Annotated in this window: 18 protein-coding genes; 11 read left to right on the top strand and 7 right to left on the bottom strand. The window is 46.9% G+C overall.

Features of this window, described 5'->3' with window-relative positions; translation table 11 throughout:
* Nucleotides 1–289 precede the first annotated feature (289 nt).
* From ACWYVB_RS06430 to ACWYVB_RS06420, 3 genes are read left to right on the top strand one after another with little or no spacing between them, the layout of a single operon-like run.
* Nucleotides 290–1,237: an HlyD family secretion protein gene (locus tag ACWYVB_RS06430; protein WP_025442935.1), complete on the top strand. Its 948-nt coding sequence runs from the start codon at nucleotides 290–292 to the stop codon at nucleotides 1,235–1,237.
* Between the two features lie 4 nt (nucleotides 1,238–1,241).
* The gene (locus tag ACWYVB_RS06425) at nucleotides 1,242–2,168 is read left to right on the top strand and encodes an ABC transporter ATP-binding protein (RefSeq protein ID WP_005487744.1); all 927 of its coding nucleotides are present in this window, start codon (nucleotides 1,242–1,244) and stop codon (nucleotides 2,166–2,168) included.
* Entirely contained in the window at nucleotides 2,168–3,265 is a 1,098-nt protein-coding gene (locus tag ACWYVB_RS06420) for an ABC transporter permease (RefSeq protein ID WP_021487033.1), read from the top strand. Before ACWYVB_RS06425 ends, ACWYVB_RS06420 begins: the two co-directional genes overlap by 1 nt.
* Nucleotides 3,266–3,374: 109 nt before the next feature.
* Here ACWYVB_RS06420 and ACWYVB_RS06415 read toward each other — a convergent pair whose 3' ends face one another.
* The 3 genes from ACWYVB_RS06415 to fdhF all read right to left on the bottom strand — a co-directional run bounded on the left by ACWYVB_RS06415 (nucleotide 3,375) and on the right by fdhF (nucleotide 9,211).
* Nucleotides 3,375–3,746, bottom strand: coding sequence for a hypothetical protein (locus tag ACWYVB_RS06415; protein WP_005391248.1), 372 nt, complete (start codon nucleotides 3,744–3,746; stop codon nucleotides 3,375–3,377).
* A 176-nt stretch (nucleotides 3,747–3,922) separates the two neighbouring features.
* Complete coding sequence (locus ACWYVB_RS06410) at nucleotides 3,923–4,870, bottom strand: endonuclease/exonuclease/phosphatase family protein (RefSeq protein WP_074189893.1); 948 nt, start codon at nucleotides 4,868–4,870, stop codon at nucleotides 3,923–3,925.
* A 72-nt stretch (nucleotides 4,871–4,942) separates the two neighbouring features.
* The gene (gene fdhF / locus ACWYVB_RS06405; RefSeq protein WP_074189892.1) at nucleotides 4,943–9,211 is read right to left on the bottom strand and encodes a formate dehydrogenase subunit alpha; all 4,269 of its coding nucleotides are present in this window, start codon (nucleotides 9,209–9,211) and stop codon (nucleotides 4,943–4,945) included.
* Nucleotides 9,212–9,454: 243 nt separating this feature from the next.
* Between fdhF and ACWYVB_RS06400 the strand changes: the two genes are divergently transcribed.
* The 5 genes from ACWYVB_RS06400 (at nucleotide 9,455) to copI (ending at nucleotide 17,120) form a co-directional block, all read left to right on the top strand.
* Complete coding sequence (locus ACWYVB_RS06400; protein ID WP_005391253.1) at nucleotides 9,455–9,874, top strand: hypothetical protein; 420 nt, start codon at nucleotides 9,455–9,457, stop codon at nucleotides 9,872–9,874.
* 218 nt (nucleotides 9,875–10,092) lie between these two features.
* Nucleotides 10,093–11,514, top strand: a complete 1,422-nt coding sequence (locus ACWYVB_RS06395) for a TolC family protein (RefSeq protein WP_065645755.1) — start codon at nucleotides 10,093–10,095, stop codon at nucleotides 11,512–11,514.
* Between the two features lie 102 nt (nucleotides 11,515–11,616).
* Nucleotides 11,617–13,332: an efflux RND transporter periplasmic adaptor subunit gene (locus tag ACWYVB_RS06390; RefSeq protein ID WP_258614153.1), complete on the top strand. Its 1,716-nt coding sequence runs from the start codon at nucleotides 11,617–11,619 to the stop codon at nucleotides 13,330–13,332.
* 2 nt (nucleotides 13,333–13,334) lie between these two features.
* A complete protein-coding gene (locus ACWYVB_RS06385; protein WP_258614155.1) occupies nucleotides 13,335–16,475 on the top strand; it encodes an efflux RND transporter permease subunit in 3,141 nt (1,046 codons plus the stop codon).
* A 63-nt stretch (nucleotides 16,476–16,538) separates the two neighbouring features.
* Complete coding sequence (gene copI / locus ACWYVB_RS06380) at nucleotides 16,539–17,120, top strand: copper-resistant cuproprotein CopI (RefSeq protein WP_258614157.1); 582 nt, start codon at nucleotides 16,539–16,541, stop codon at nucleotides 17,118–17,120.
* Nucleotides 17,121–17,217: 97 nt separating this feature from the next.
* Here copI and ACWYVB_RS06375 read toward each other — a convergent pair whose 3' ends face one another.
* Nucleotides 17,218–18,567: a ferredoxin reductase family protein gene (locus ACWYVB_RS06375; protein WP_258614160.1), complete on the bottom strand. Its 1,350-nt coding sequence runs from the start codon at nucleotides 18,565–18,567 to the stop codon at nucleotides 17,218–17,220.
* Between the two features lie 239 nt (nucleotides 18,568–18,806).
* Between ACWYVB_RS06375 and blaCARB the strand changes: the two genes are divergently transcribed.
* Both blaCARB and ACWYVB_RS06365 read left to right on the top strand, forming a co-directional pair.
* Entirely contained in the window at nucleotides 18,807–19,658 is an 852-nt protein-coding gene (gene blaCARB, locus ACWYVB_RS06370; RefSeq protein WP_104970179.1) for a CARB family carbenicillin-hydrolyzing class A beta-lactamase, read from the top strand.
* 292 nt (nucleotides 19,659–19,950) lie between these two features.
* Nucleotides 19,951–20,973: a diguanylate cyclase gene (locus ACWYVB_RS06365; RefSeq protein WP_457528389.1), complete on the top strand. Its 1,023-nt coding sequence runs from the start codon at nucleotides 19,951–19,953 to the stop codon at nucleotides 20,971–20,973.
* A gap of 155 nt (nucleotides 20,974–21,128) precedes the next feature.
* Here the strand turns inward: ACWYVB_RS06365 and ACWYVB_RS06360 are convergent, their stop codons facing one another.
* Nucleotides 21,129–21,281, bottom strand: coding sequence for a hypothetical protein (locus tag ACWYVB_RS06360; protein ID WP_005375418.1), 153 nt, complete (start codon nucleotides 21,279–21,281; stop codon nucleotides 21,129–21,131).
* A 245-nt stretch (nucleotides 21,282–21,526) separates the two neighbouring features.
* Between ACWYVB_RS06360 and speG the strand changes: the two genes are divergently transcribed.
* Nucleotides 21,527–22,066: a spermidine N1-acetyltransferase gene (gene speG, locus ACWYVB_RS06355; protein WP_041853120.1), complete on the top strand. Its 540-nt coding sequence runs from the start codon at nucleotides 21,527–21,529 to the stop codon at nucleotides 22,064–22,066.
* Between the two features lie 48 nt (nucleotides 22,067–22,114).
* On the opposite strand, the gene ACWYVB_RS06350 is transcribed toward speG, so the two are convergent.
* Together ACWYVB_RS06350 and ACWYVB_RS06345 are read right to left on the bottom strand one after the other, a co-directional pair.
* On the bottom strand, nucleotides 22,115–22,912 hold the full coding sequence (locus tag ACWYVB_RS06350; RefSeq protein WP_367001014.1) for a hypothetical protein: 798 nt from the start codon (nucleotides 22,910–22,912) through the stop codon (nucleotides 22,115–22,117).
* Between the two features lie 185 nt (nucleotides 22,913–23,097).
* Nucleotides 23,098–24,195, bottom strand: a complete 1,098-nt coding sequence (locus ACWYVB_RS06345; RefSeq protein WP_457528387.1) for an OmpP1/FadL family transporter — start codon at nucleotides 24,193–24,195, stop codon at nucleotides 23,098–23,100.
* Nucleotides 24,196–24,293 lie beyond the last annotated feature (98 nt).

Below are 24,293 nucleotides of genomic sequence, written 5' to 3'. Positions count from 1 at the left end.
TCACGTCATTCTTATCTATTCGAGCCCAGCGCTCATCGCTGGGCTTTTTTAATGTCATTTGCCGATAAAAACCGGAGCTTGGTCAAGGTTCTTTAAATTGAGGCCTTCATAGCCCTCTTCCAACGCTAAGCCTCTCTATTTAAAAAGAATCGCTTGTAGATAAAATGCTAAGCTCTAAAAAGAAATCGTTATGGATGGCAGTTAGCGACGGGTTGGCAGGCTCAATCAACACGCTCCCGTTCACAAATTATCTATTCATGCATTACTTCTTCAAAGGAAGCACCGCACTATGAAGCGAATCATTTTTGGCACATTGGTTATTGCCCTTTTAAGCGCCTGTTCAAAAGATAACACGCACCAAGCGCTTGGCACTTTAGAACGTGACCGCGTAACGTTCACTGCCACATCTAATGAGATAATTAGAGCCCTTCCTGTCAAAGAAGGCAGCTTGGTCAGTGAAGGGGAAGTGTTGGTTCAGCTCGATACCAAGAATCAACAAGCCGTTCTTGCACACGCCGTTGCCGAGCAAGCCAAAGCGGGAGCGTATTTGCTTAAATTGACCAATGGTGAACGTCCAGAAGACATTGCTGCCGCATCGGCACGCGTAGCCCGAGCGGAAGCGCAGCTCACCGAAGCGCAGAAAAACTATCAACGCAAAGCAGAACTGGTGCGTAAAAAGCTCATCAGCCAATCCGAAAAAGATTCCGCTCTTGCGGCAAGGGACTCTGCGAGAGCGGAATTAGACTCAGCAAAAGAAGAGTTCAGTAAGCTCACCGCAGGTTCTCGCCTAGAAGACATCGAACAAGCTAAAGCCGCTTTAATGGCGGCAAAAGCCGAAGTGGCGTTGCAAGAGCAAAAACTGGCAGAACTCACCATCACGGCCACGCGTGACGGTACGCTCGATAATTTGCCTTACAACCTTGGCGAACGCGTACCAGTGAACGGTGTGGTTGCCGTGATTCAAGCCAACCGCGTGCCGTATGCGCGAGTGTATGTTCCTGCCGATTATCGAATCGGGTTTATTCCTGGAAAAACCGTGACGGTAAATGTCGATGGCCTTGAGAGTCCATTACAAGGCACCGTTCGTTGGGTGGCTAGTGAGCCGTCATTCACGCCCTACTTCGCACTAACCGAAGAAGAACGTTCACGATTGATGTATCTAGCAGAAGTTGATTTACCTGAGTCTGCAAAAACGTTGCCGTCCGGTGTGCCTGCCCAAGTAGATTTGGTGGAGTAAGCCAATGACCGAGTATGCAATTCAAGCTCAAAATGTGGTCAAAAAGTTCGGCGACTTTACTGCTATCAATAACATCACACTCAACGTGCCCAAAGGCAGCATTTACGGATTTTTGGGGCCAAATGGTTGCGGTAAGTCGACCACCATCCGTGTGCTCACCGGCCTTCTCAGCCCAAGCGAAGGCAGTGTGGATGTGCTTGGATTAGAAATCCCAAAGCAATCCGAACAACTGCGGCTCAAAATTGGTTACATGACACAAAAGTTCTCGTTGTACGATGACCTATCCGTTCAAGAGAACCTCGAATTTATTGGGCAAATTTTTGGTTTAAGCAGCAAGTCGCTGAAAGAGCGGATAGAAGAGCAGCTCACCACTTACGGGTTGGATCAATTGCGCAAACAGCGCGTAAGCGGCATGAGTGGCGGACAAAAGCAGCGCCTTTCACTCGCCGCGGCGACCATGCACAAACCCGAACTGCTATTTTTGGATGAGCCGACATCCGCCGTTGACCCCGAAAATCGACGCGATTTTTGGGAGCAGTTATTCGACTTGTGCGATCAAGGTACGACGATTTTGGTCACCACGCATTACATGGACGAAGCGGAACGCTGCCACCGTCTGGCGATCATGGAATCGGGCGAAATTCGTGCCGATGGCGAACCCGAACAGTTAATGGAACAGATGGGCGTTAATATCATTGAGGTGAAAGCCGACAAACTTCGTGAACTCAAAGAAAAGCTGATTCAACGTGACGAAGTTCGCTCTGCGGCGCAGTTGGGGATTCGTTTACGCATCCTTATCCACCAGCATGTCGAGCAGCCGATTGAATGGTTAAAGCAGACGTTTCCTGAACTTCAAAACGCTGAAATGAACCACGCTCGCCCAAGCTTAGAAGATGTTTTTGTCAGCGTGACAGGGAAAGGCCGCCAATGATGAAACCTATCGCCCGCATGAAAGCCGTCATGATCAAAGAGATTCGCCAACTTTCCCGTGACCGAATCACGTTTGGCATGGTGGTGATGATCCCGCTTATCCAGCTTTTGCTGTTCGGCTTCGCAATCAATACGGACATTCGAAACATTCCGGTAGGTGTTGTCGATCAAAGTGGCAGTACCGCCGGGCGGATCATTACCCAATCCGTAAAAGTCACTCAAGTGGTGGATATCAAAGAAACCTATGCCACCGCGCAAGAGGCTGAACAAGCGATTCAAGATGGTATTGTGCGCGCCGTGCTGATTTTGCCAAGCGATCTCACACAACGCATGATGCAAGGTCGAGAACTTGGGCAATGGATTGTGGATGGGTCAGATACCATGATCAGCTCGGCAATATTGTCGTTGCAAACCATGCCATTAACCGATTTTGATTTCGAGATTCGCCCAGAGCCAAGCAAAACATTCGAAGTCGCACTCTACTACAACCCAAGTCGGCGTTCTGCGGTCAACATCGTACCCGGCTTACTCGGTGTGATTCTCACCATGACGATGATTTTGTTCACAAGTGCCGCGATTGTGCGAGAACGTGAACGGGGAAATTTGGAGCTATTGATAACCACGCCCATCCACTCGATAGAGCTAATGGTGGCGAAAATCGTGCCGTATATCTTTGTCGGCTTAATTCAGGTTTTCATCATTCTAGGGTTGGGACATTGGATTTTCGGCGTACCAATTAACGGTGCCATCAGCCAAATTCTGTTTGGAACCTTGTTGTTTATCGCCGCCAGCTTAACCTTAGGATTGGTCATATCCACCATCGCCACAACACAGCTTCAAGCGATGCAAATGACGGTGTTCATTCTTCTGCCTTCGATTCTGCTATCTGGGTTTATGTTCCCTTACGAGGGCATGCCAGTCGCAGCACAGTGGATTTCAGAAGCCCTGCCCGCCACTCACTTTATGCGCATGATTCGAGGCATTGTGTTGCGAGGGGCGGATCTGATGGACTTATGGCGAGATACCCTTTGGTTGCTCGGGTTTACCGTATTTGGATTGGTCGTCGCGTCACTGAGGTTTAAGAAATCGCTCGATTAAACTTGCCAATTTTTTCTCTTCCGCAGAAACAAAAATAGCCTCGACAATGAGGCTATTTTTGTTTGGATATTCAAATTTAGTTTTACCGGACTTAACTAAGCAAATCACCTTAATAATATTCTCCGTACGAGCAGTCTCGTAAGTCTGAAATACTGTAGTTTTTCAAAGAGTTGATTTTAAAGTTAAACACCACCTGTTTACAGACGACACCTTCACGATCGGTATAGGTAATAAAACCTTCACTGTAAGCACGTTTGCCATCAGAAGACGTAACATCGGCCACGAGCTCTAAATGCCCTTTGTGAGCTTCTACGCGGTTCATCATTTCAAACACATCCATCCACTCTTCACGATTTGCCATTTGTATCAACATGGATTTGGCCTGTGTTTCCAACTGCTGCGGATACACGTAATAACGGTTGTAACCAAAGTATGCGCACATCAGTAATAGAACGAGTGCAAATGAGGTTGTTCTTGTCATGCAAGCTGCCTCTTGTTGTTATAAAAACTCTGCTTCGTTAATTCAGTATAGGAAGCGAGCAAAGTTTAGGTTATAGAACTTGCTCAAATAACAGAGGATCGTCAGAGACAGTCAATTCTATGACAAGCTCAGCACAGGTTTTACTTATGAAACATGACAAATTCTAAGAGCTTGAACTATGGAATATGCACACCGATCTGGGTTGTCACCATGCGGTGATCTGAGCCTTGTGGTAAAGCAGAGGATTCACGAGAGCAAATGACTCGCTGTCCTTGCTCGGATTTTAGCCACAAATGATCAATACCTATCATCATCGGCTCTGGCACGTTGATGCCTTTGATGTTAGTTGGCCAGCTCGTCACTGGCGCGGTTTGAAAACTCGGGAACAGCGTAGAAAAACGAGGGCTAACCGAGGAGAGATTGAAATCCCCCACAACCAACACCTCTGGCTCGGGATAAAGCGCGGTCAGCGTTTCTATGGTTCGCACCAACGCATTTCTTTGATGCCAAAGCTCGCTGGTTCTTGGTGACGGAGGATGAGCCGCAAACAAAGTGATCGGTGCTTGACCTTTAGGCAGCCAAACCGCTCTGATGACTTCTTGTCCATTTGGCGCACGATAAACCGAAACTTCCGTGATGGGGTGTCGGCTAAGAATCATCAAATTTGAAGGGTACCCCACGTCACGTTGGCCACCATAATAATGCGGATAGACATCATCCAACATGTGCAAGAGGCTGCCAACACGCGGCGTCAGTTCTTGCATCACCACCAAATCAGCAGGATGCCTCAACAGATAGTTGATGAACTGATTGATGTCTGAGTTTTCGTAAAAAAGATTAAATTGAATGACGCTCAACGAGTGCGAGCAAGACGCCACATGACTGCGCTGCGGCGGAACAAGTAACGAGACAAACAAAATAGCGACAAAGGCAGAAAATGCACTTTGCAACCATCGGCGAGCAATAAAAAACGCCGAGGCTAAAACAACGTAAGTGAACACAATGAGGGCGGGAATCGAGGTAAGATTCTCCGCCCACCAAATATGTTCAATTTGCCTGACCGCCAGCCAAATAAGAGCGGGTAGAAGCAATAGGATCCACTTAAAAACGCTCGACACACGCACTGCTCGTTTCGCTATTACATATCATAAGCTTAAATGCAATTTCTCAACTCGCCAGTGCGTGAAGCGTTGATGTTAGACGTGGTGTACCGCCTCCTCGACAGGCTCTGGCTGAGCGGCCGTTTCACTGATTTCAATCTTAACCGCTGCGACTTTGAATTCAGGAATTTTCGCATGCGGGTCCGTGGCCGTAGTCGTCAAGCGGTTGACTGGCGACTCAACGAAATGGAACGGGATAAACACCACCCCTTTTTGCATTCGCTTAGTCACAAACGCATCAATTTCGATGCTGCCACGACGAGTCGACACTTTTAGGCGCTGACCATTATGGATACCAATTACTTCGGCATCTTCAACACTGATCATCGCTCTTGGCCCAGCAAGGTTATCCAACCCTTTCGTTTTGCGTGTCATCGTACCGGTGTGGAATTGTTCTAGCACACGCCCTGTTGTAAGCACCAAAGGATACTCTTCGTCAGGCAACTCAGCTGCATAACGGAACGGCACGCCCACCATTTGCCCTTTCCCTCGGGTAAATTGGGTTTGGTGCATAATACGAGTACCGTTTGGATTGTTCTTGTTACTTGGCCATTGAACACCGTTCGGCGTGATCGCGTCCCAACGCAACCCTGCATATTGCGGCGTTACACGCGCGATCTCGCTAGTGATTTCAGAAACACACTGGTAATGCCAATCGCTGCCCATCGAGTTTGCGATCGCTTGAATGATCCACCAATCTTCTTTCGCCTCACCCGGCGCTTTCACTGCCGCATTAACGCGCTGCACGCGTCGCTCAGTATTGGTGAAGTGACCGGATTTTTCCGCAAATGAACAAGAAGGCAATACCACATCGGCGTACTGCGCCGTCTCGGTGAGGAAGATGTCTTGCACGACCAAAAAGTCGAGTGCTTCCAACCCTTCAATCACGTGTGCTTGGTTTGGATCGCTCAGTACTGGGTTTTCGCCCATGATGTACATCCCGCGAACTTCTCGTTTGCACGCCGCATCGATGATTTCCGTTAGGGTAAGCCCTTGCTCAGAAGGTAAGTTCGGCGCATCCCACTCAATCGCGAATTTCTGACGAACAATCGGGTTATACACTTTTTGGTATCCCGGATAACAGTTCGGCAATGCGCCCATATCACACGCACCTTGTACGTTTGATTGACCGCGCAGTGGGTTAATACCACCACCCTCAATACCGATGTTGCCACACAACAATTGCAGGTTTGCAATCGAACGAACGTTGTCGTGCCCTGTTGTATGCTGGGTAATACCCATTGAGTAATACACCGCCGTGCGTTTTGCCGTACCAATCATTCGTGCCATCGCGAAAATATCGTCCGCTTTTACGCCCGTCACTAACTCAACTTTGTCGAGGTTGTACGCTGGCGACATCACCTCTTGAAGCAAGGTATCAAAGCCGTCGACGCGCTCTTCGATGTATTCTTGATCGTACCAACCATTTTTGATGATTTGCTGCATCACGCCATTGAGCAACATAACATCCGTACCCGGACGATGCGCCAAGTACAGCTCTGCATGTTCGGCCATGTCTACTCGTTTCGGGTCTGCCACAATCAAGCGCGCCCCGTGATGACGAATCGCCTGTTTGATGTGCGAAGCAATGATCGGGTGCGCAGATGTGGTGTCAGAACCGATAATAAAGATCACATCGGAATGCTTAATGCTTGGAATGTCGTTGGTCATCGCACCACTCCCCAACGATGCTTCAAGCCCTGTCACACTTGATGCGTGACACAAACGTGCGCAGTGATCAACGTTGTTCGTACCAAGTTCACGACGGATGAATTTTTGAAACGCGTAGTTATCTTCGTTAGTGGTTTTCGCTGAAGAGAATCCGGCCAGTGCGTTGCTACCAAAATCTTGCTTGATGGTCGAAAACTTCGAAGCCACTAGCTGAATCGCTTCGTCCCAACTTGCTGGCTGCAACCAACCATCTTTACGAATCAGTGGTGTCGTTAAACGCTCTTCGCTGCTAATGAAATCAAAACCAAAACGGCCTTTCACGCACAGCATACCTTGGTTAACCGGCGAATCCGCCCCTTTTACATAGCGGATTTTGTTTTGTTGCTCATCGACAAACATGGTCAACTTACAACCCACACCACAATAGGTACAAATGGTATCGACGGCTTTTAGATGTTCGGTTCTGCCTTGAGAGCGGTCACGGCTGTCCACCATCGCGCCCGTTGGACATGCCTGAACACACGCCCCACATTGCACGCATTTTGAATCGCCCATGAGCGTCAAACCGCTGCAACTTGCGCCTTTTTCATCGGAGCGGAATCGTGGACGATCATCTGGTCGTAAAGCTGGTCGGCCATTTTTATCCGACACAAAACTCAACACACCATGTACCGCTTGCTCGCGGCATGCTTGAATACACTGACCACAACTGATGCAGCGGTTAGCATCAAATTCAATGAACTCAGAACTGCGGTCTACTTCGTATTTATGACGAAGATCTTTCGCTCGCAAATCGAGCCAATCTTGATGACCAATCACGTTAGCAGAGGAAACGTCCACGGAAACATCGAAATGTTGCTCGGCATGATATTCCGTTGAGTAATCTCGCAAGGCACAGTCGGTATTCGCTTGGCAACCACACTCTAAGCAGCGCGCCGCTTCTTTCATGGCCTCTTCGTTATCAAAGCCCAGTTCCACTTCAGCAAAACTCTGCTCACGCTGCGCTGGAGTCAACTCCGGCATGATTGAACGAGCAACTTTTTGGATGTTTTCAAAATGAAGTGGGTCAACCTGCGCCAGTTTTTTCTCTTTACGAGAGTTGAACGCAGGTTTCTGCATGTCCGCCATATCGCCATCGAGGAACAGATCAATCGCTTTTGCCGCAACTCGCCCATCTCCCACGGCTTCAACCGCTGTCGCAGGACCACGACGAAAATCACCGATACTGAAGATATTGCCCGTACCCGTGTGCATGGTTTGCGAGTCGGACTCAGATGTGTCCCAACGCGTGAGTGGAATGGAGAGCTCATCGTTTTCTAAGAAGCTGAGATCCGGCTTTTGCGATACCGCTGCAATCACGGTATCAAATGCTTCAGTAAAGAACTCACCCGTTGGTTTCGGACTACGACGACCAGACGCATCTGGCTCACCTAACGCCATTCGTTCTAATCGAATTGCCTTCACGCGGCCGTTTTCACCCGCGATGTTTTGCGCCGGATTCGTTAAGAAATGGAACTTCACGCCCTCATGTTCAGCTTCGACGATTTCGTAGTCTTCGGCTGGCATTTCGTCACGAGTTCGACGATAGATCAAAGTGGTATCGGCACCCGCACGACGCGCCGTACGCGCACAGTCGATCGCAGTGTTACCACCACCAATCACGGCAACTTTTTTGCCCGTAACGTAGTTTTGCTCTGTAACGTAATCTTTCAGGTAATCAACACCGAGGTAGCAACCGTCCAACTCGCTACCAGGATAATTCATTTCTACCGCTTGAGACGCCCCCACAGCCAAACAGACAGCATCGTAGTCTTCACTCAATTGCGACAGCGTGAAATCAACCCCAAGCTTTTTGTTGGTTTCAACTTGCATGCCGTTGCGGCACATCAGTTCGATTTCTTTGTCTAGAATGTCTTTGGGTAGGCGATATTCAGGAATGCCGTAGCGTAGCCAACCGCCTGCTTTTGGCATGGACTCAAATACGGTGACGTCATAACCTTCATTCGACAAGTAATAACCTGCCGTTAAGCCACCGGGACCACTACCAACAACGGCGATCTTGCGATGCTTCGCTGGTTTTTTCTCTGGGACATACGCTTCATGCGCCGCTAAATCTGCGTCTGCGGCATGGCGTTTGAGTTGGCGAATGGCAATCGGCTCATCCACCAAAGAACGGCGACACTCACTTTCGCAGAATGCCGGACACACACGCCCAATCGATAACGGCATTGGTAGTGTGCGTTTAATAACTTCAATCGCTTTTTGATGATCGTTTTGCGAGATATGGTAGAGATAAGATTGGATGTCTACCCCAGCAGGACACGCCGTTTTGCATGGAGCTTCACAGTCTGCGTAGTGGTCCGTCATGATTCGGTTGAGCGCTTTTCTGCGGTGCTCACTAAGTTGTTCTGATTGTGTGACGACATTGAGGCCGCGGTACACTTTGAGATCACAGGCGCGCTTAGTTCCGCCACTTTCCACTTCGACCACACACAAATCACACGGAATTTTCTCGTTACTTTTGTTCATTCCGCACAGTGAAGGGATTTCGACCCCGCACACTTTGGCTGCTTCCAGAAGGGTTAGCCCCTCTTCTACAATTCTATATTTTCCATCGATGACAATTTCTATCATACAACCCCCGAAGCAGGCACATTAAACCTTACATTCTATAAGGATAACCCCTACCATGGAAAGTTCGTGTGACAAAAAACTCACTAGCGAGATATTTCTTAGCGATTAATATGTCCAATTGACTTTAAGATGTAGAACTCATTATCTCGAAAGGGGTCGGTATAATCCTTGACTTTACCCCTAGGGTAACCTTTATTATTTAGTGGTTACTCGATATATAAGCTCATTTTGACTGGAAACCGTATGCGTCTGAAATCATTGCATACAATTTGGCTAACGTTATGTACAACGCTGATACTGCTGGTATCTAGCGTGGTAAATAGTGCGCCTTTAATGAGCCTAAAAATGATGTCGAGTGATGCCATGATGTCTGCTCACATGACGGAAATGGCAAGCGAGAACGATCACTGCGGCTCCCCGAGTATGAGCATGGAGATGGCCTCATCGTTGAGCTCCGACTCTGCAGAGATTACCATGAGCTGTGTTGATGGCTCCGGTATGATCCACAATTGCTGTACAGCATCTTGCTCATTCGTTTTTGTCCCATTACCAGTCACTGACAGCCAGCTCTCCCCATTGGCTTGTCGCGCATCCATTGCCTCAGAAATTACCGCACCAGTGGTACAAGTCACCCATGATTTGTATCGGCCTCCGATAGTTTAATCCATACAAAGCATTCGACCCTGCATCGCTTTGCAGGCAGTTTCTTTGCGCCCAACTGATAGCGTGCTCACCTCAGCTATTCGCTCGTAACTCCATTTGTTACCTGCTATTTAGCGATAAAAAAGTGCGTCATCCGTTTGGCAAATACCAACGCTCTCCCGCTCGGTTCAATCGATCCCGAAACGCAAAAGAGCTTGGTATCAATTTGGATGTAAATTATGGAATTCAACCCAAATCGCTTAGTGGCACCAGTATGCTCACTGGCTCTGGTTGCCCTACCTGCTTTCAATGTGGTGGCACAATCGCCAGCCAATACGAAAGCACAACAAGAAGCGCAAGCTCAATCAATCCACGCTCAGTCAACCAATGAGCTAGCAAACCTCATTAGCGTTGCGTTGAGTAACGATGGCAACCGTAAGCAGTTCTATGCTCAATCGGAAGCAATGCGTGAAACAGGCGTAGCCAGCGCAACCTTGATGGACCCGAAATTGAAAGTCGGTTTTGGTGGTTTGCCTGTCGATAGCTTCAAATTTGACGAGGATCCGATGACCAATATCTCCGTCGGTTTGATGCAACAGTTCGAACGTGGCTCGACGCTCAATCTTCAACAAAAGAAAGCCAATCAACAAGCCGATGGTTTGTCGTTGCAAGTTCACGCACGGGAGCTTGAAGTGGCAAACAGCATGACTCAGCTTTGGTTGGAGCTGGGCTATCAGCAGAAAGCAGAGCAAATTTTGCTAGAAAACCGTCGGCTCATGACGGAAATGGAAAACTTCATTCAAACCAATTACTCAATCGGCAAAAGCGAAGCGCAAGATTTACTGAATGCACAGCTTCAAGTGAGTAAGTTGGATGAAAAGCTGCAAGCCAACGCACAAATGCAGCGCCGTTTGGTCTCGCAACTCTCAGAATGGTTGGGCTCGGACTGGCTCAATACCTATACCCAAAACGGACGCTCAACACTTCAAGCCAGCAACACACTGACTTGGGCGTCATTAAACCAAAAGTTGTCTGCAAATAACGAAACGACCAAGCACTACCAACAGTTGAGTGAGCACCCGATGGTGAAAATGGCAGACGTAAGTATTTCTGCCAATGAAACTCAAGTGGACATTGCAGAGCAAGCTTACACGCCTCAATTCGGTGTGGAAGTGATGTACGCCTATCGTCAAGCCAACAATATGAAAGGCGAACCTGCATCGGATTTGGTGAGCGCGTATCTAACAATGGACATTCCCCTGTTCACTGGCAATCGCCAAGACCGCAACTTAGCCGCCGCTCAGTATCAAGTGGGGGCTGCTCGCTCACAAAAAGATACGTTACTGACTCAGATGAACGCGAAGGTCAACACATTGCTGGTTGATCGCGCCAACTTGAGTCAGCGTTTAGAGCGTTATCAATCCACCTTACTTCCCCAAGTTCAAGCTCGTATTCACGCGGTAGAAAGGGGTTATCAAAACAACACCGCACAGTTTAACGACGTGATCATGGCAAGCACAGACGAGCTGGCGCTAAAGCTCGAACAGCAACGTCTTATTACCGATTTAAACATCGTAAACAGCAACTTAGCGGCTTTATTGGGTGGTTTCGAATATCAAGTATCCGCACCCAACATCACGACTGAAGCAAGCGCGAACTAAAACAAAACATGAGAGAACCCAAGTTTGGGGACGATGGCGAATGCACACCAATAAACAATCAACATCGCTGTCATGCCTCATGGGGAAAATAAGGAATTAGGAATGAGTTCAAATTCAATCAAGATAGCAACCATTGCTCTGCTTGTTGGCGGGGCACTAGGGTTTGGCGTTAATCAGTACCTATCTGGTGCAAACCACGACATGAGTGGCTCAGGCGCTAACGCTGCAAGCAGCTCAAACGAGCCACTCTATTGGGTTGCTCCAATGGATCCAAATTATAAGCGCGACAAACCGGGCAAATCGCCAATGGGCATGGACTTGATCCCAGTGTACGCTGAAGATCTCGCAGGTGAACAAGACAAACCCGGCACGGTAAAAATTGACCCATCAGTTGAAAACAACTTAGGTGTAAAAACCGCTCAAGTCTCTTTAGAGCAACTTTCACCTCGGATTGAAACTGTCGGCTATATCGCGTTTGACGAAAGTCATTTGTGGCAAACCAACGTTCGCGTGGCTGGCTGGGTTGAAAAGCTTTACATCAATGCCGTGGGTGAAAAGGTCAACAAAGGCGATGTGCTGTTCACGCTGTATTCGCCTGAGCTAGTCAAAGCACAAGAAGAGCTACTGAACGCCTACCGAACTGGGCGTAATGGTCTGGTGAAAGGCGCGACAGAACGTTTAGTGACACTGGGTGTTGATCGTTCTCAAATCAGAGCCATCACTCAACGCGGGAAAGCGTCGCAAACTATTGAAATTAAAGCTCCGGAAGATGGCGTCATCGCGAGTTTGAACGTTCGTGAAGGTGGTTACCTATCCCCTGCTCAAGCGGTGATCAGCGCGGGCCCACTTGAAAATGTATGGGTGGATGCCGAAGTATTTGAGCGCCAAGCTCACTGGATGAAAGCAGGAAGTAGCGCCACTATGACGCTTGATGCTATTCCAGGCAATGAATGGAAAGGGGTTGTCGACTACGTATACCCTATTCTGGATCCTAAAACTCGTACCTTGCGTGTACGCCTCAAGTTCCCTAACCCGAATGGCGATCTTAAACCTAATATGTTTGCCAACATTGCCCTTCAACCAGTCACTGATAACGCAGTTATGACGATTCCTAAGTCTTCCGTTATTCGATCCGGCGGTATGACCCGAGTCGTGTTGTCTGAAGGCGATGGTAAATACCGCTCAACGCGCATCAAAGTTGGGCGTGAAGCCGACGACAAAATCGAGGTGCTGCAAGGTCTGTCTCAAGATGATCGCATCGTAACCTCTGCGCACTTTATGTTGGATTCGGAATCGAGCCAAACGGCTGATCTATCCCGTATTTCATCACCTACTGAAGCCAAAGTAGAAACAGTTTGGGCTAAGGGTGAAATCACCGATGTGATGAAAGATCACCGTATGTTGACCATTAATCATCAGCCCGTAGCAGAGTGGGATTGGCCGGGTATGGTCATGAACTTTACCCTCGCAGATGACGTTGATGTGGGCACTCTGCAAAAAGGCCAAGCTATCGAGTTTGAAATTCAGAAAACAGAGTCCGGTCAATATGAAGTCGTTGACTACAAAACCGATGACAGCGTTGTCGTGACTGACGTATGGATTACCGGAGATATCAGCATGTTGATGGCGAATTTTGGGATGATAACTCTCAACCACCTCCCAGTTGCAGAATGGAACTGGGAGGCAGGAGAGATGAACTTCTCTGTGGGTGATGAAGTGGATCTATCCGGATTCAAAGAAGGTCAGAAAGTACGGTTTTTAGTTGAAAAACAAGGAGCTGACTACGTCTTGAAGCAACTTGAAGCGGTTGAGGGCTAACTATGATTGGAGCAATAATCCGCTGGTCGATCAAAAACCGTTTCATGGTTTTGATCGCTACCTTAGCGCTTGTTTTAACCGGACTTTACAGTGTAAAGAATACACCTGTAGACGCCATTCCGGATCTTTCTGATGTTCAAGTGATCATCAAAACAAGCTACCCAGGCCAAGCACCTCAAGTGGTGGAAGATCAAGTTACTTATCCGCTAACCACCGCGATGCTCGCCGTACCGGGTGCAGAAACCGTTCGTGGTTATTCATTCTTTGGTGACTCATATGTTTATATCATTTTTAACGATGATACCGACATGTATTGGGCACGTTCGCGCGTTTTAGAGTACCTAAGCCAAGTAGCACCTAAATTACCACCGAGTGCAAAACCGACATTAGGACCAGATGCAACGGGTGTGGGCTGGGTCTACAGCTATGTACTGCAAGATAAAACTGGCAACCATGATCTTGCTGATCTACGCAGTATGCAAGACTGGTTCTTGAAATATGAGCTGCAAACCGTCGATGGCGTCTCTGAAGTCGCAACCGTTGGCGGTATGGTGAAGCAATATCAAGTTCAGATTGACCCAGCTAAGCTACGTGCTTACAACCTGACACTGCAACAAGTGAACATGGCGATCCAAAACGGCAATCAGGAAACGGGCGCCTCTGTTGTTGAAGTAGCAGAAGCGGAACATATGGTTCGCACTACAGGTTACCTAACGAGTATTGAGGATATTGAATCACTCCCGCTCAAAGTGACAGAGAAAGGTACACCGCTCTTATTGGGCGACATAGCTGACATCAACTTAGGTCCGCAAATGCGTCGCGGCATCTCTGAACTTAACGGCGAAGGTGAAGCGGTTGGTGGCGTTATTGTCATGCGATTCGGCGAAAACGCGAGTGAAGTCATCAGCAAAGTTAAAAACAAACTGGAAGATTTACAGCGCAGCTTACCGGATGGTGTAGAAATCGTGCCTACTTACGATCGCTCCACGCTGATTAACGCTGCCGTAGAAAACTTGTGGAAGAAATTGGCGGAAGAATTCATCGTCGTGGCGATTGTTTGTGCCCTCTTCCTATTTCACATCCGTTCGTCTTTGGTGATCGCGCTGAGCTTGCCCGTCGGTATTTTATCCGCGTTTATCGTCATGCATTCTCAAGGCATTAATGCCAACATCATGTCGCTCGGGGGGATTGCCATAGCAATCGGTGCAATGGTGGATGGTGCCATCGTAATGATAGAAAACGTCCACAAGCATATTGAACGAACGCCTCTCACGGATAAGAACCGCTGGCAAGTGATTGGCAAAGCCGCTGAAGAAGTGGGCGCGCCCCTGTTCTTCTCACTGCTTATCATCACGTTAAGCTTTGTGCCAGTGTTTGCACTGGAAGGTCAAGAAGGCAAGATGTTCTCCCCTCTCGCCTTTACTAAAACTTATGCAATGGCGGCAGCGGCAGGTTTGGCAATTACCCTCGTACCTGTGCTCATGGGTTATTTCATCCGTGGCAACGTATTACCAGAGCATAAGAATCCAGTAAATAGAGGCTTAATTGCGCTGTATCGCCCGTTGCTGAATACCAGCCTCAAGTATCCTAAGAGTATGATCGTTATCGCTTTAGGCCTAATGGCGTCAGCTTACTATCCAACCAGTCAACTGGGTAGCGAGTTCATCCCACCATTGGATGAAGGCGACTTGATGTACATGCCGACTACGTATCCGGGAATCTCGATTGGTAAAGCACGTGAACTAGTTCAGCAAACTAACAAACTGATCAAAACCGTACCGGAAGTCAAAACGGTTTGGGGCAAAATTGGCCGTGCAGAAACGGCTACCGACCCTGCGCCACTCACTATGATTGAAACTGTTATTCAGCTAAAACCTCACGATCAATGGCGTGAAGGCGTGACGACAGAGTCGTTACGCAAAGAGTTCGATGAACTGATTCAGTTTCCAGGACTCACCAACGCTTGGGTAATGCCGATCAAAACGCGTATCGACATGCTGGCGACCGGTATTAAAACGCCAATTGGGATCAAGATTGCAGGCCCAGACCTGAAAGAGATCGAAAAAATTGGTGCTCAGCTGGAACCTATTCTTAATAGCGTTCACGGCACCTCATCTGTATATGCGGAGCGTGTCGCGGGTGGCCGTTACGTAACGATTGATATCAAACGCCGCGCAGCTGCGAGATATGGATTGAGCATCAAAGACGTTCAGCAAGTTATCTCAACAGCTGTTGGGGGTATGAATGTTGGAGAAACCATTGAAGGCTTGGAACGCTACCCGATTAACGTCCGCTATCCGCAAGATTACCGTGACTCTGTGGTTAAACTGCAAAACCTACCACTGGTAACCCCCAACGGCGCACGCATCGCACTCGCAGACGTGGCAGATATTCGTTATGAGGATGGCCCACCGATGATCAAAACCGAAAACGCGCGTCCAAACGGTTGGGTTTTCGTGGATATCGAAGGTCGTGACCTGGGCTCATACGTCGTGGAAGCACAACAAGTAGTAGCAGATCAACTTGAATTACCTGCGGGTTATTCGCTGGCTTGGTCAGGTCAGTACGAATACATGGAACGCGCCAAAGACCGCTTAAGTGTCGTAGTACCAATCACTATTGCGATCATCATGATGCTACTTTACTTCAGCTTCCGCCGTGTGGGTGAGGTGCTGATCATCATGCTAACGCTGCCTTTAGCAATGGTTGGTGGCTTATGGCTGATGCATTATCTGAACTACAACTTCTCTATTGCCGTGGGGGTTGGGTTTATCGCCCTCGCCGGCGTTGCGGTGGAGATAGGCGTCATCATGCTGGTGTATCTCAACCAAGCGTGGCACCACCGAAAACTGGATGCAGAAGAGAAACAACGACCGCTTCAAGCGCGGGATCTTACAGACGCAATTCGCGAAGGTGCTGGCTTACGTGTGCGGCCTGTCATGATGACCGTATTAACGGTAATCATTGGTCTTATTCCAATCATGTACGGCGAGGGGACAGGCTCTGAAGTGATGCAACGCATCGCTGCACCGATGATTGGTGGCATGGCCTCTGCCCTGCTGTTAACACTGCTTGTGTTACCTGCCATCTTCAAGCTGTGGAAACAGCGTGAAGTGAAATCAACTCAACACCAAGATAAATAACAACGAGCGCCATTATTCAGAGAGTAATGGCGCGATAGCTCATTGATAGTAAAGGAAATCAACATGAAAAAGACTCTTATCACTCTTGCTCTAACCATGGCATCGGGTGGCGTATTTGCTCAAATGGATAACTCAAACATGAACCACGAAAATATGGAGCATGGTCAAATGGATCACGGTTCCATGAACATGGATAAAATGCCGATGGATCATGGGAAAATGGACCACGGTAAAATGGATCATTCTGGTATGAGCAGCATGCCGGGCATGTCAGCGGTTGGTATGCCTGCAAATGGCGCAAAACCAGACAAAGTCGTTCATGTACTCTTAACGGATGATATGAAAATTACATTCAAAAAAGACGTGACAATAGAACCGGATGATGTGGTTCAATTTGTGGTAATGAATACAGGCAAAATCAATCACGAATTTACCATTGGCTCAGCAGAAGAACAGCTTAAACACCGTGAAATGATGAAAACCATGTCTGGCGATCACATGCATGACTCCGGCAATGCTGTCACTGTTGAACCAGGCAAAGCGAAACAACTCCTGTGGCACTTCCATGGCGATAAAAATGTAGAGTTCGCGTGTAATATCCCCGGACATGCAGAAGCCGGCATGGTCAAAAAAGTGGAACTGTAGTGAAACCGGATTTACGCATTCATACGGTTCATAGACGTTAAATGTACATACAAAAGGAGCTGATTCAGCTCCTTTTTATTTCGATCCAAATACTAGATTATCGCATCACAAACAGCTCTTCATGATAGTGATGTTCTGTATCAAAACGATATGCCTCTAACTCTTTTTTCAGGGTTCGAGAGAATACCTCCGGTCCACAGAAATAAAACTCATAACGCGATAAGTCGCCGCATTCCTTCGCAATTCGTTCAACATTAAGTCGAGGTGAAACCGCAGTATCTATCACGTTTAGTTTCACTTGTGCCTGATGCGCGGCATTCCACAGTTCATCCACTAAATGACTATCTAAGCCACGTGTGCAATAAAACAAATGCACTGGCGGATGTATTTTTAACGCTTTCAGTGAAGATAAGATGGCAAAGAACGACGCTATCCCGACACCACCAGCAATCCAAACTTGCGGCTTGTTGACATCAAACTCTAAACGTCCATACGGCCCTTCAACAACAACCTCATCGCCCGCTTTCACGCGCTGGTACAAATTGGTCGTGAAATCGCCTAGCTCTTTGATCAAAAAACGGACCTCTGGATCGTGCTCACCTGAAACAATCGTAAACGGATGTGGATCTTCATTACCAAAACGAACGTAAGCAAACTGTCCTGCTTTGTGCCCTTGCCAAGGTTTTCCTTGACCGTTATTGCTTGGCGCCAAAACCAGCTCCATCACGCGCGCTTGAGGGAAGTAGCGAGTCGACACCACTTTGGCTGGATAGCGGTTCGCTCGCCCGACAAAACCGAACAAGCTGTAAGTGGCAGCCGCAGAGCCCATCAATGCAAAACCTAAAGCGACAAAATGAATGGGATCGCCCCAGTATGCATGCTTTATCAATAAGACCGAATGCAAGGCAACCATCAAATACACCACAGCCATTAAGCGATGGGATAACTTAAACGGTTTGTATTTAACAACAGTCCAGTGTGACACTACCAGCAATGCCAATAACAAATAAAAGCCCCACTCACCTAAATCCAAACCTACATCACGCAGTTCTTTAACCCATAACTCCAAACCAACGAAGTTATTGCCCGATGGCCCTGCTCCAGTGTGTTTTAGTGGTTTTTCCAACCAACCAGCAGCAACGAGCCACTTCGGCACTTTATACATAAGCCAATGGATCACCCCCAAACTGACACCTGCTATGCCTAGCCACTTGTGCACTCGATATGCCTTGTCCATACCATGAACCCATTGCTCTATCACAGGTAAGCGCAGCGCCAGCACCATCGCAATAGACATCAAAGCTAACGACAAAACACCAGAATATTGAATAAGCGCGGAGCGCCATTGGAAGAATTGGGTCGAGGACAGCAGTTGCGGTTCACTCATCCACCACAACACAGACACGGCGGCAACTATCATCCATACAAAATTTCGTACAGTTTTCATGAACATCACTCTCAAATTGGCGACAACTCTAGTTTAGTTTTTCTAGCGTAATGCAACGTCAATATTCGTAAAGTTGAGTAAACCCACAATATACTTAAGGTCAATAACAAACTTGGAGGTATTGCGCAGAATCCTACAAAAAATCGACATGGATTTAACAGTGGTTAGAGTATTCGCTCGTTATAGTTTGCGTAACATCGCCACAGTGCGAACCAAAACCAAAATGAAGAACACGACGCATGAAAAAGTTATTTTTGTTGGCTGGGCTAATGGTTTGCTCAACCCTAAGTTACGCTTCCCAACTGAATGAAGACATTGCTCTCATCGAACAACAAACCTCAAGCAGAGTTGGGGTCTCGGTTTGGGATACGCAAACCGATGAGCGCTGGGATTACCGCGGCGATGAACGCTTCCCACTCATGAGCACATTCAAAACCTTGGCTTGCGCCACAATGCTAAGTGATATGGACAGCGGTAAGCTAAGTAAAAATGCGACCGCGAAAGTCGATGAGCGCAGCATCGTTGTGTGGTCTCCAGTGATGGACAAACTCGCAGGCCAAAACACACGCGTAGAACACGCTTGTGAAGCCGCGATGTTGATGAGTGATAATACTGCTGCCAACTTAGTATTGAATGAAATCGGCGGTCCTAAGGCCGTGACAATGTTTTTGCGATCAATTGGTGATAAAGCGACGCGCCTAGATAGATTAGAACCACGTTTGAACGAAGCGACACCGGGAGACAACCGCGACACAACCACACCTAACGCCATGGTAAACACTCTGCGAACCTTGATTGAAGGAGAAACGTTGTCTTACGAGTCTCGCGTGCAATTAAAAATCTGGATGCAGGACAACAAGGTTTCAGACTCGTTAATGCGTTCAGTATTACCAACAGGTTGGTCTATCGCCGACCGCTCTGGTGCGGGTGGTCACGGTTCGCGTGGTATTAACGCAATCATATGGAAGGAAAACCATCGTCCTGTTTACATTAGTATCTATGTCACAGAAACCGAGCTATCACTGCAAGCCAGAGACCAGCTCATCGCGCAAATCAGTCAGTTGATTTTACAGAAATACAAAGATAATTAATTCACTGCTTACATATTTACTTTCCTAAGTTCACCCTCTTTGCCCTTCTCTTCCCTGAAGGGCTTTCTTATTCTTTGGTTCTACCTCAAAAACACCCCTTATTGAGTAATGACTTACTTATAAATAGGTATAACATTTATTCATTTAGGCGTGAGTTAACGCCCACATTAAGCAATTGAACACACATAGATAGCGATAAATAAACCATAATCTTACGTAGAAACACATTTTTCTTGAAAATAGCTTCGTGTAACTTATTGTCGGTATTTGCAACATCGCAAGGAGACGTCTATTGAGACTTGAAAGAACTTTTAACCCTGATGACTTATCGATGCAGAACATGGAAAGTCCGATCTGTATGCCGATAGGGTTTGTTCACTTTTTAGCTCAATCGGAAACATTGCAGCAGGTGCTCGATACAGTCGCAGAATGGATAAATCGTATATTCAATTCCGACCGCGCGAGTATCACGCTTTATGAAAATGATGATCATCTAAAGGTCTACTCTTTCTTTGGTAATAAAGCGATTCCGGCTGAATTCTTGGTACCTATTCACCGAGCTTTTGTTGGCCGAGTGTTCAAAAAACAACAACTGATGATCTGTGACGATGTCACTCAATCTGATGAGGTCGATTGTGTGATGCTGGCATCCAATGGCATGGGGACGTGTATGGATGCGCCTTTAATGCACGGTAAAGTCTGTTTGGGCACGCTTAATGTTGCACATCACCAAACGCACACTTATACAAACGAACAAGCGGCACAGCTTCAGTGCATTGCTAACTGGATTGCTTTAAACATTGCTCTTCATATACAAATTATGAAAATGGAGCATCTTGCCACAACGGATGACCTGACTGGCATTCCAAACCGCAGAGAATTCATGCGACAAATCGAAAGCCGCCTGAATGAATACCGCACCCAAGGCATTGACTTCCATGTTGCTATTCTAGATTTAGACAACTTTAAGAGCCTTAATGATCGGTTTGGTCATGACGCTGGCGATAAATCGCTGATCCATGCAGTCAACACCATTCAAAGCCATCTACTTGACTGTGACTTACTTGCCAGAGTTGGCGGTGAAGAGTTTGCCATCGTACTAAGAAGCCGCTCATCGCAAGAAGCCCTAAACACATTAGAAACGATTCGCAATGCGCTAGAAACTACGACGATTCAACACTCAGGTCGTGATATGAGCTTTACCGCTAGTATTGGTGTAACTCAAGTCTGTAGCTTGGATGACTCGTTTGAACCACTCGTAAAACGCGCCGACTTAGCCCTTTACAAAGCCAAAGAAACCGGTAGAAACCGGTAGAAACCGTGTTGAGGTTCATAAAACAGAAGAAAACTAGAAAAGAGAGTGATAAAAAAGGTAGCGACTTGTTGCGCTACCTTTTATAAATTCTAACCCGCCTAAAATAAGTAATACGAACTTTAAGCCAGTTTAGAAATAAGAGTGAGCAAATTTAATTATGCTTTCTTAAGATCTTTAGCTGGGTAAGTTAGCGTTTTCTCGCCTGCTTTTACGTGTGTGTAAAAACCGCCACTGCTTAAACCTGTAACAACCATTTCGCCAAGATCGATACCTTTAGTCGCTACTACTACGTCACCGATTGAAAACATATTGAATACCTTGTTTATTTAGATTAAGACACTAAGTCGTTGCGCGGTATTTAATATGATATTAGGCAAACCACCTAATCGAATTTTTTATCGTAAAGATTAATTTTTATTTGGCGTGAACTTTAAGTTTCCATATTGAAAAAAACACAATATTTCCCAAAAACAGATGCGCTATTCTTGTTAAATACGTTAAGATTTTCTAGCATCAGTTGCGGAGGTTTACTCCGCCTCATTGGAGATAAATGATGAAGAAAGGCCTAAAAATGCGTGCTCTAGAACGCTCTGATTTGCGCTTTATTCACGAACTAAATAACAACCGAAATATCATGGCCTATTGGTTCGAAGAGCCTTATGAATCTTATGATGAGCTCGAAGAACTGTACCGAAAACATATACATGATGACGCAGAAAGACGCTTTGTGGTTGAAGATGAAGACGGCATAGTGATTGGATTGGTCGAACTTATTGAGATCAACTACATTCACCGAAGCGCTGAGTTTCAGATAATCATCGCCCCAGAGCATCAAGGACGAGGTTATGCGACAGAGATGATTAATCGTGCATTGGATTACTCCTTCTCGATTCTTAATCTACGTAAAATATACTTATTGGTCGCTGTGGATAATGAAGTCGCTATTCATTTATATAAGAAATGTGGTTTTATTGAAGAAGGCCATTTAGTAGAAGAATACTTTATTAACGGAGCCTATAGCGATGTTAAGCGTATGTATATATTAAAACACCAATATCAGAAAAAGATCGAAGAAAAGAACGCGATTCACTAATTTATTCCATCAAAGTAAAAACGCAGCCATCGTTGCTGCGTTTTCAATTTACTCAAATTGATATTGGTAAGATAATGCGACGCGCCTATCTGCCTCATCTAAATACGTATTGTTGTCCATGGCAAACGTCATTACGTTAAACGAGTGACGTTTATTCACGAGATAACCAAGGCCGATACCACCAAAGAAGCCTTTGTAGTTCTCCCCTTCACTGTTTTCTGAGCCGTAAGTGCCTGCTGCGAAGCTGATTAACGTCAGTTCTTTGGTAAACGATTTCAGCGCAAATGCACCAACGTAGCCGCTGCTGCCTGAAGAGCTCATCATATTGAAGCCATTCTCTGCACTTGGAGTGCCTGTAAAGTTAGGCTCGCTACAGTGGCTACTTTCTGCACCGTCACAAACAGGAACATCACCAGTGTTATACGTATAGCCTGCCATTGGGAAAATTTGGAAGCCTGCTGGCTCAATCCCGAAATAACTTAGCGGCATAAAGGTACCAACGCTGTAGTTGGTTTGATCCGCGCCGTTTACGTATTCATTTTTACCGAAGTTGAAGTTCACGATACCGACCGGAAACAGCCACGAGCCACCAATACGCCACTCGCTCGCATCATCATTGATACGCAGGTTAATTTTGCGCGCTTGGTCAAGCGCAAGTGAGCCCGAGAATGAGATGTTTTGATCATCAAAATCGTAGTTGTTTGCGTACGACGCGCCAAATTTCGTAATGACTTTTGTTGGGTCATCCGCCAACTTGTTTTTATTGTCTTTTACTCGGTGCTCGGCACCATGAGCCAGCGTACTGACCAACAAAGTCGTACACACTAACGCTAGTTTATTTTTCATTTTTTAGTCCTTTGAGATGTTGAATACCCGCACTTAGCTGCGCAGATACTTTTTGAATCATCACTCACTGGATGTGACAAAAGCGCCCTAACTACCTTAGATGGCGTGACGGCATCCAGTGCAGGTAGTTAGGGTAGAATGGCCTGTAAGGAAGGCGTTTTAGCGATTAGGAATGATTAGTTTTTTCAGTTGTAGCTCATGCTCATGAAGTACAGAGCAGGCTCATCAAAGCCAGCTTGTAAGCTTGGCGTTTCTGACGATTCCATCAAGACCGCTTCAAACGCGAAACCAATTGAGTTTTCTGAATCCAATGTGTAATCAATGCCTGTACCAATGCGGTACGCCTTGCCAGTAGGAACGGTAATATCACCGTTTGATTGGCTCTCATACATGCTGGTATCGAATGCAAAACCTGCATTCCACATCATTTTTTCATTCAGTTTGTACTGAGTACCCAATGCGATTTGGTAAGTGTCTTGTGTCTCTACGTTCAGCGTGGTTGTGTATTCGCTCCAGTCTTGCCAGTTCACATTCCACATCACCGCTAGGTCATCATTCACTTCATGGTAAGCACTGAAGATGAGTTGTTGCGGAGCAATGGAGTTACTATTGTCGAATTCAAATTCGGTTTCAGAAGAATAAGACAGACCAAGACGCGTGCCTGGTGTTGCCTCATAAAGCACACCTACTCGGCCGTTGACTTGAGTATCTTGGTCTTCGTCTAAGTATTTTTTATGCATGTCAGAGCTAGCCAACGTCCCTTCAGCTTCAACTTCATACATACCGTACTGAATGCCAAGCGCCGCACCCACAGACCAGTGATCATTGATGCGGTAAGAAGCGGAAGGTTGAATGGTCAAGGCTTGTGTCGTTGCTGTAGGAATATCTAAATGATTATCCAAAAGACCTTCGTACTCGAGACCAAGGCCGTAGTTGCCATATAAACCAATACCCAGCGTCCATTTGTCGTTCACTTGTTGGCTGTAAAATGCCGACGCCATAGGAACAAAACCAATCACGTTGCCCGCATCGCCAGTCATCGTGTCTAGTTGCGCGTCACCGTAAAGGCCAATCAGGTTACCAGAGAAAGATTTACCAGAAACATTCGCCAGACCAGCCGGGTTTGCTGCCATTACTGAGGCATCTTGCGCACGAGCCGCCATACCAGCGGATGCCAAACCAATATCCGATGCTGTGGTTTCGTAAAGGTATAACCCACCCGCTTGCGCAGCAGCACACGTCAGTAGAGAGCTCGCTACGACGATTTTTGAAAGATTTTTCATACTAAACCTATTATTGTTTGGGGAACCCACGCTGCGACGGTGGTTGTATATCAATGCAAGGCATTGGCCAATCGCACACAGCGTGGGGGTGTTGTGGA

The organism is Vibrio sp. JZG10, from assembly GCF_054064075.1.
Note: the sequence above shows the minus strand (reverse complement) of the source record. Positions and strands in the feature narration are given on the sequence as shown.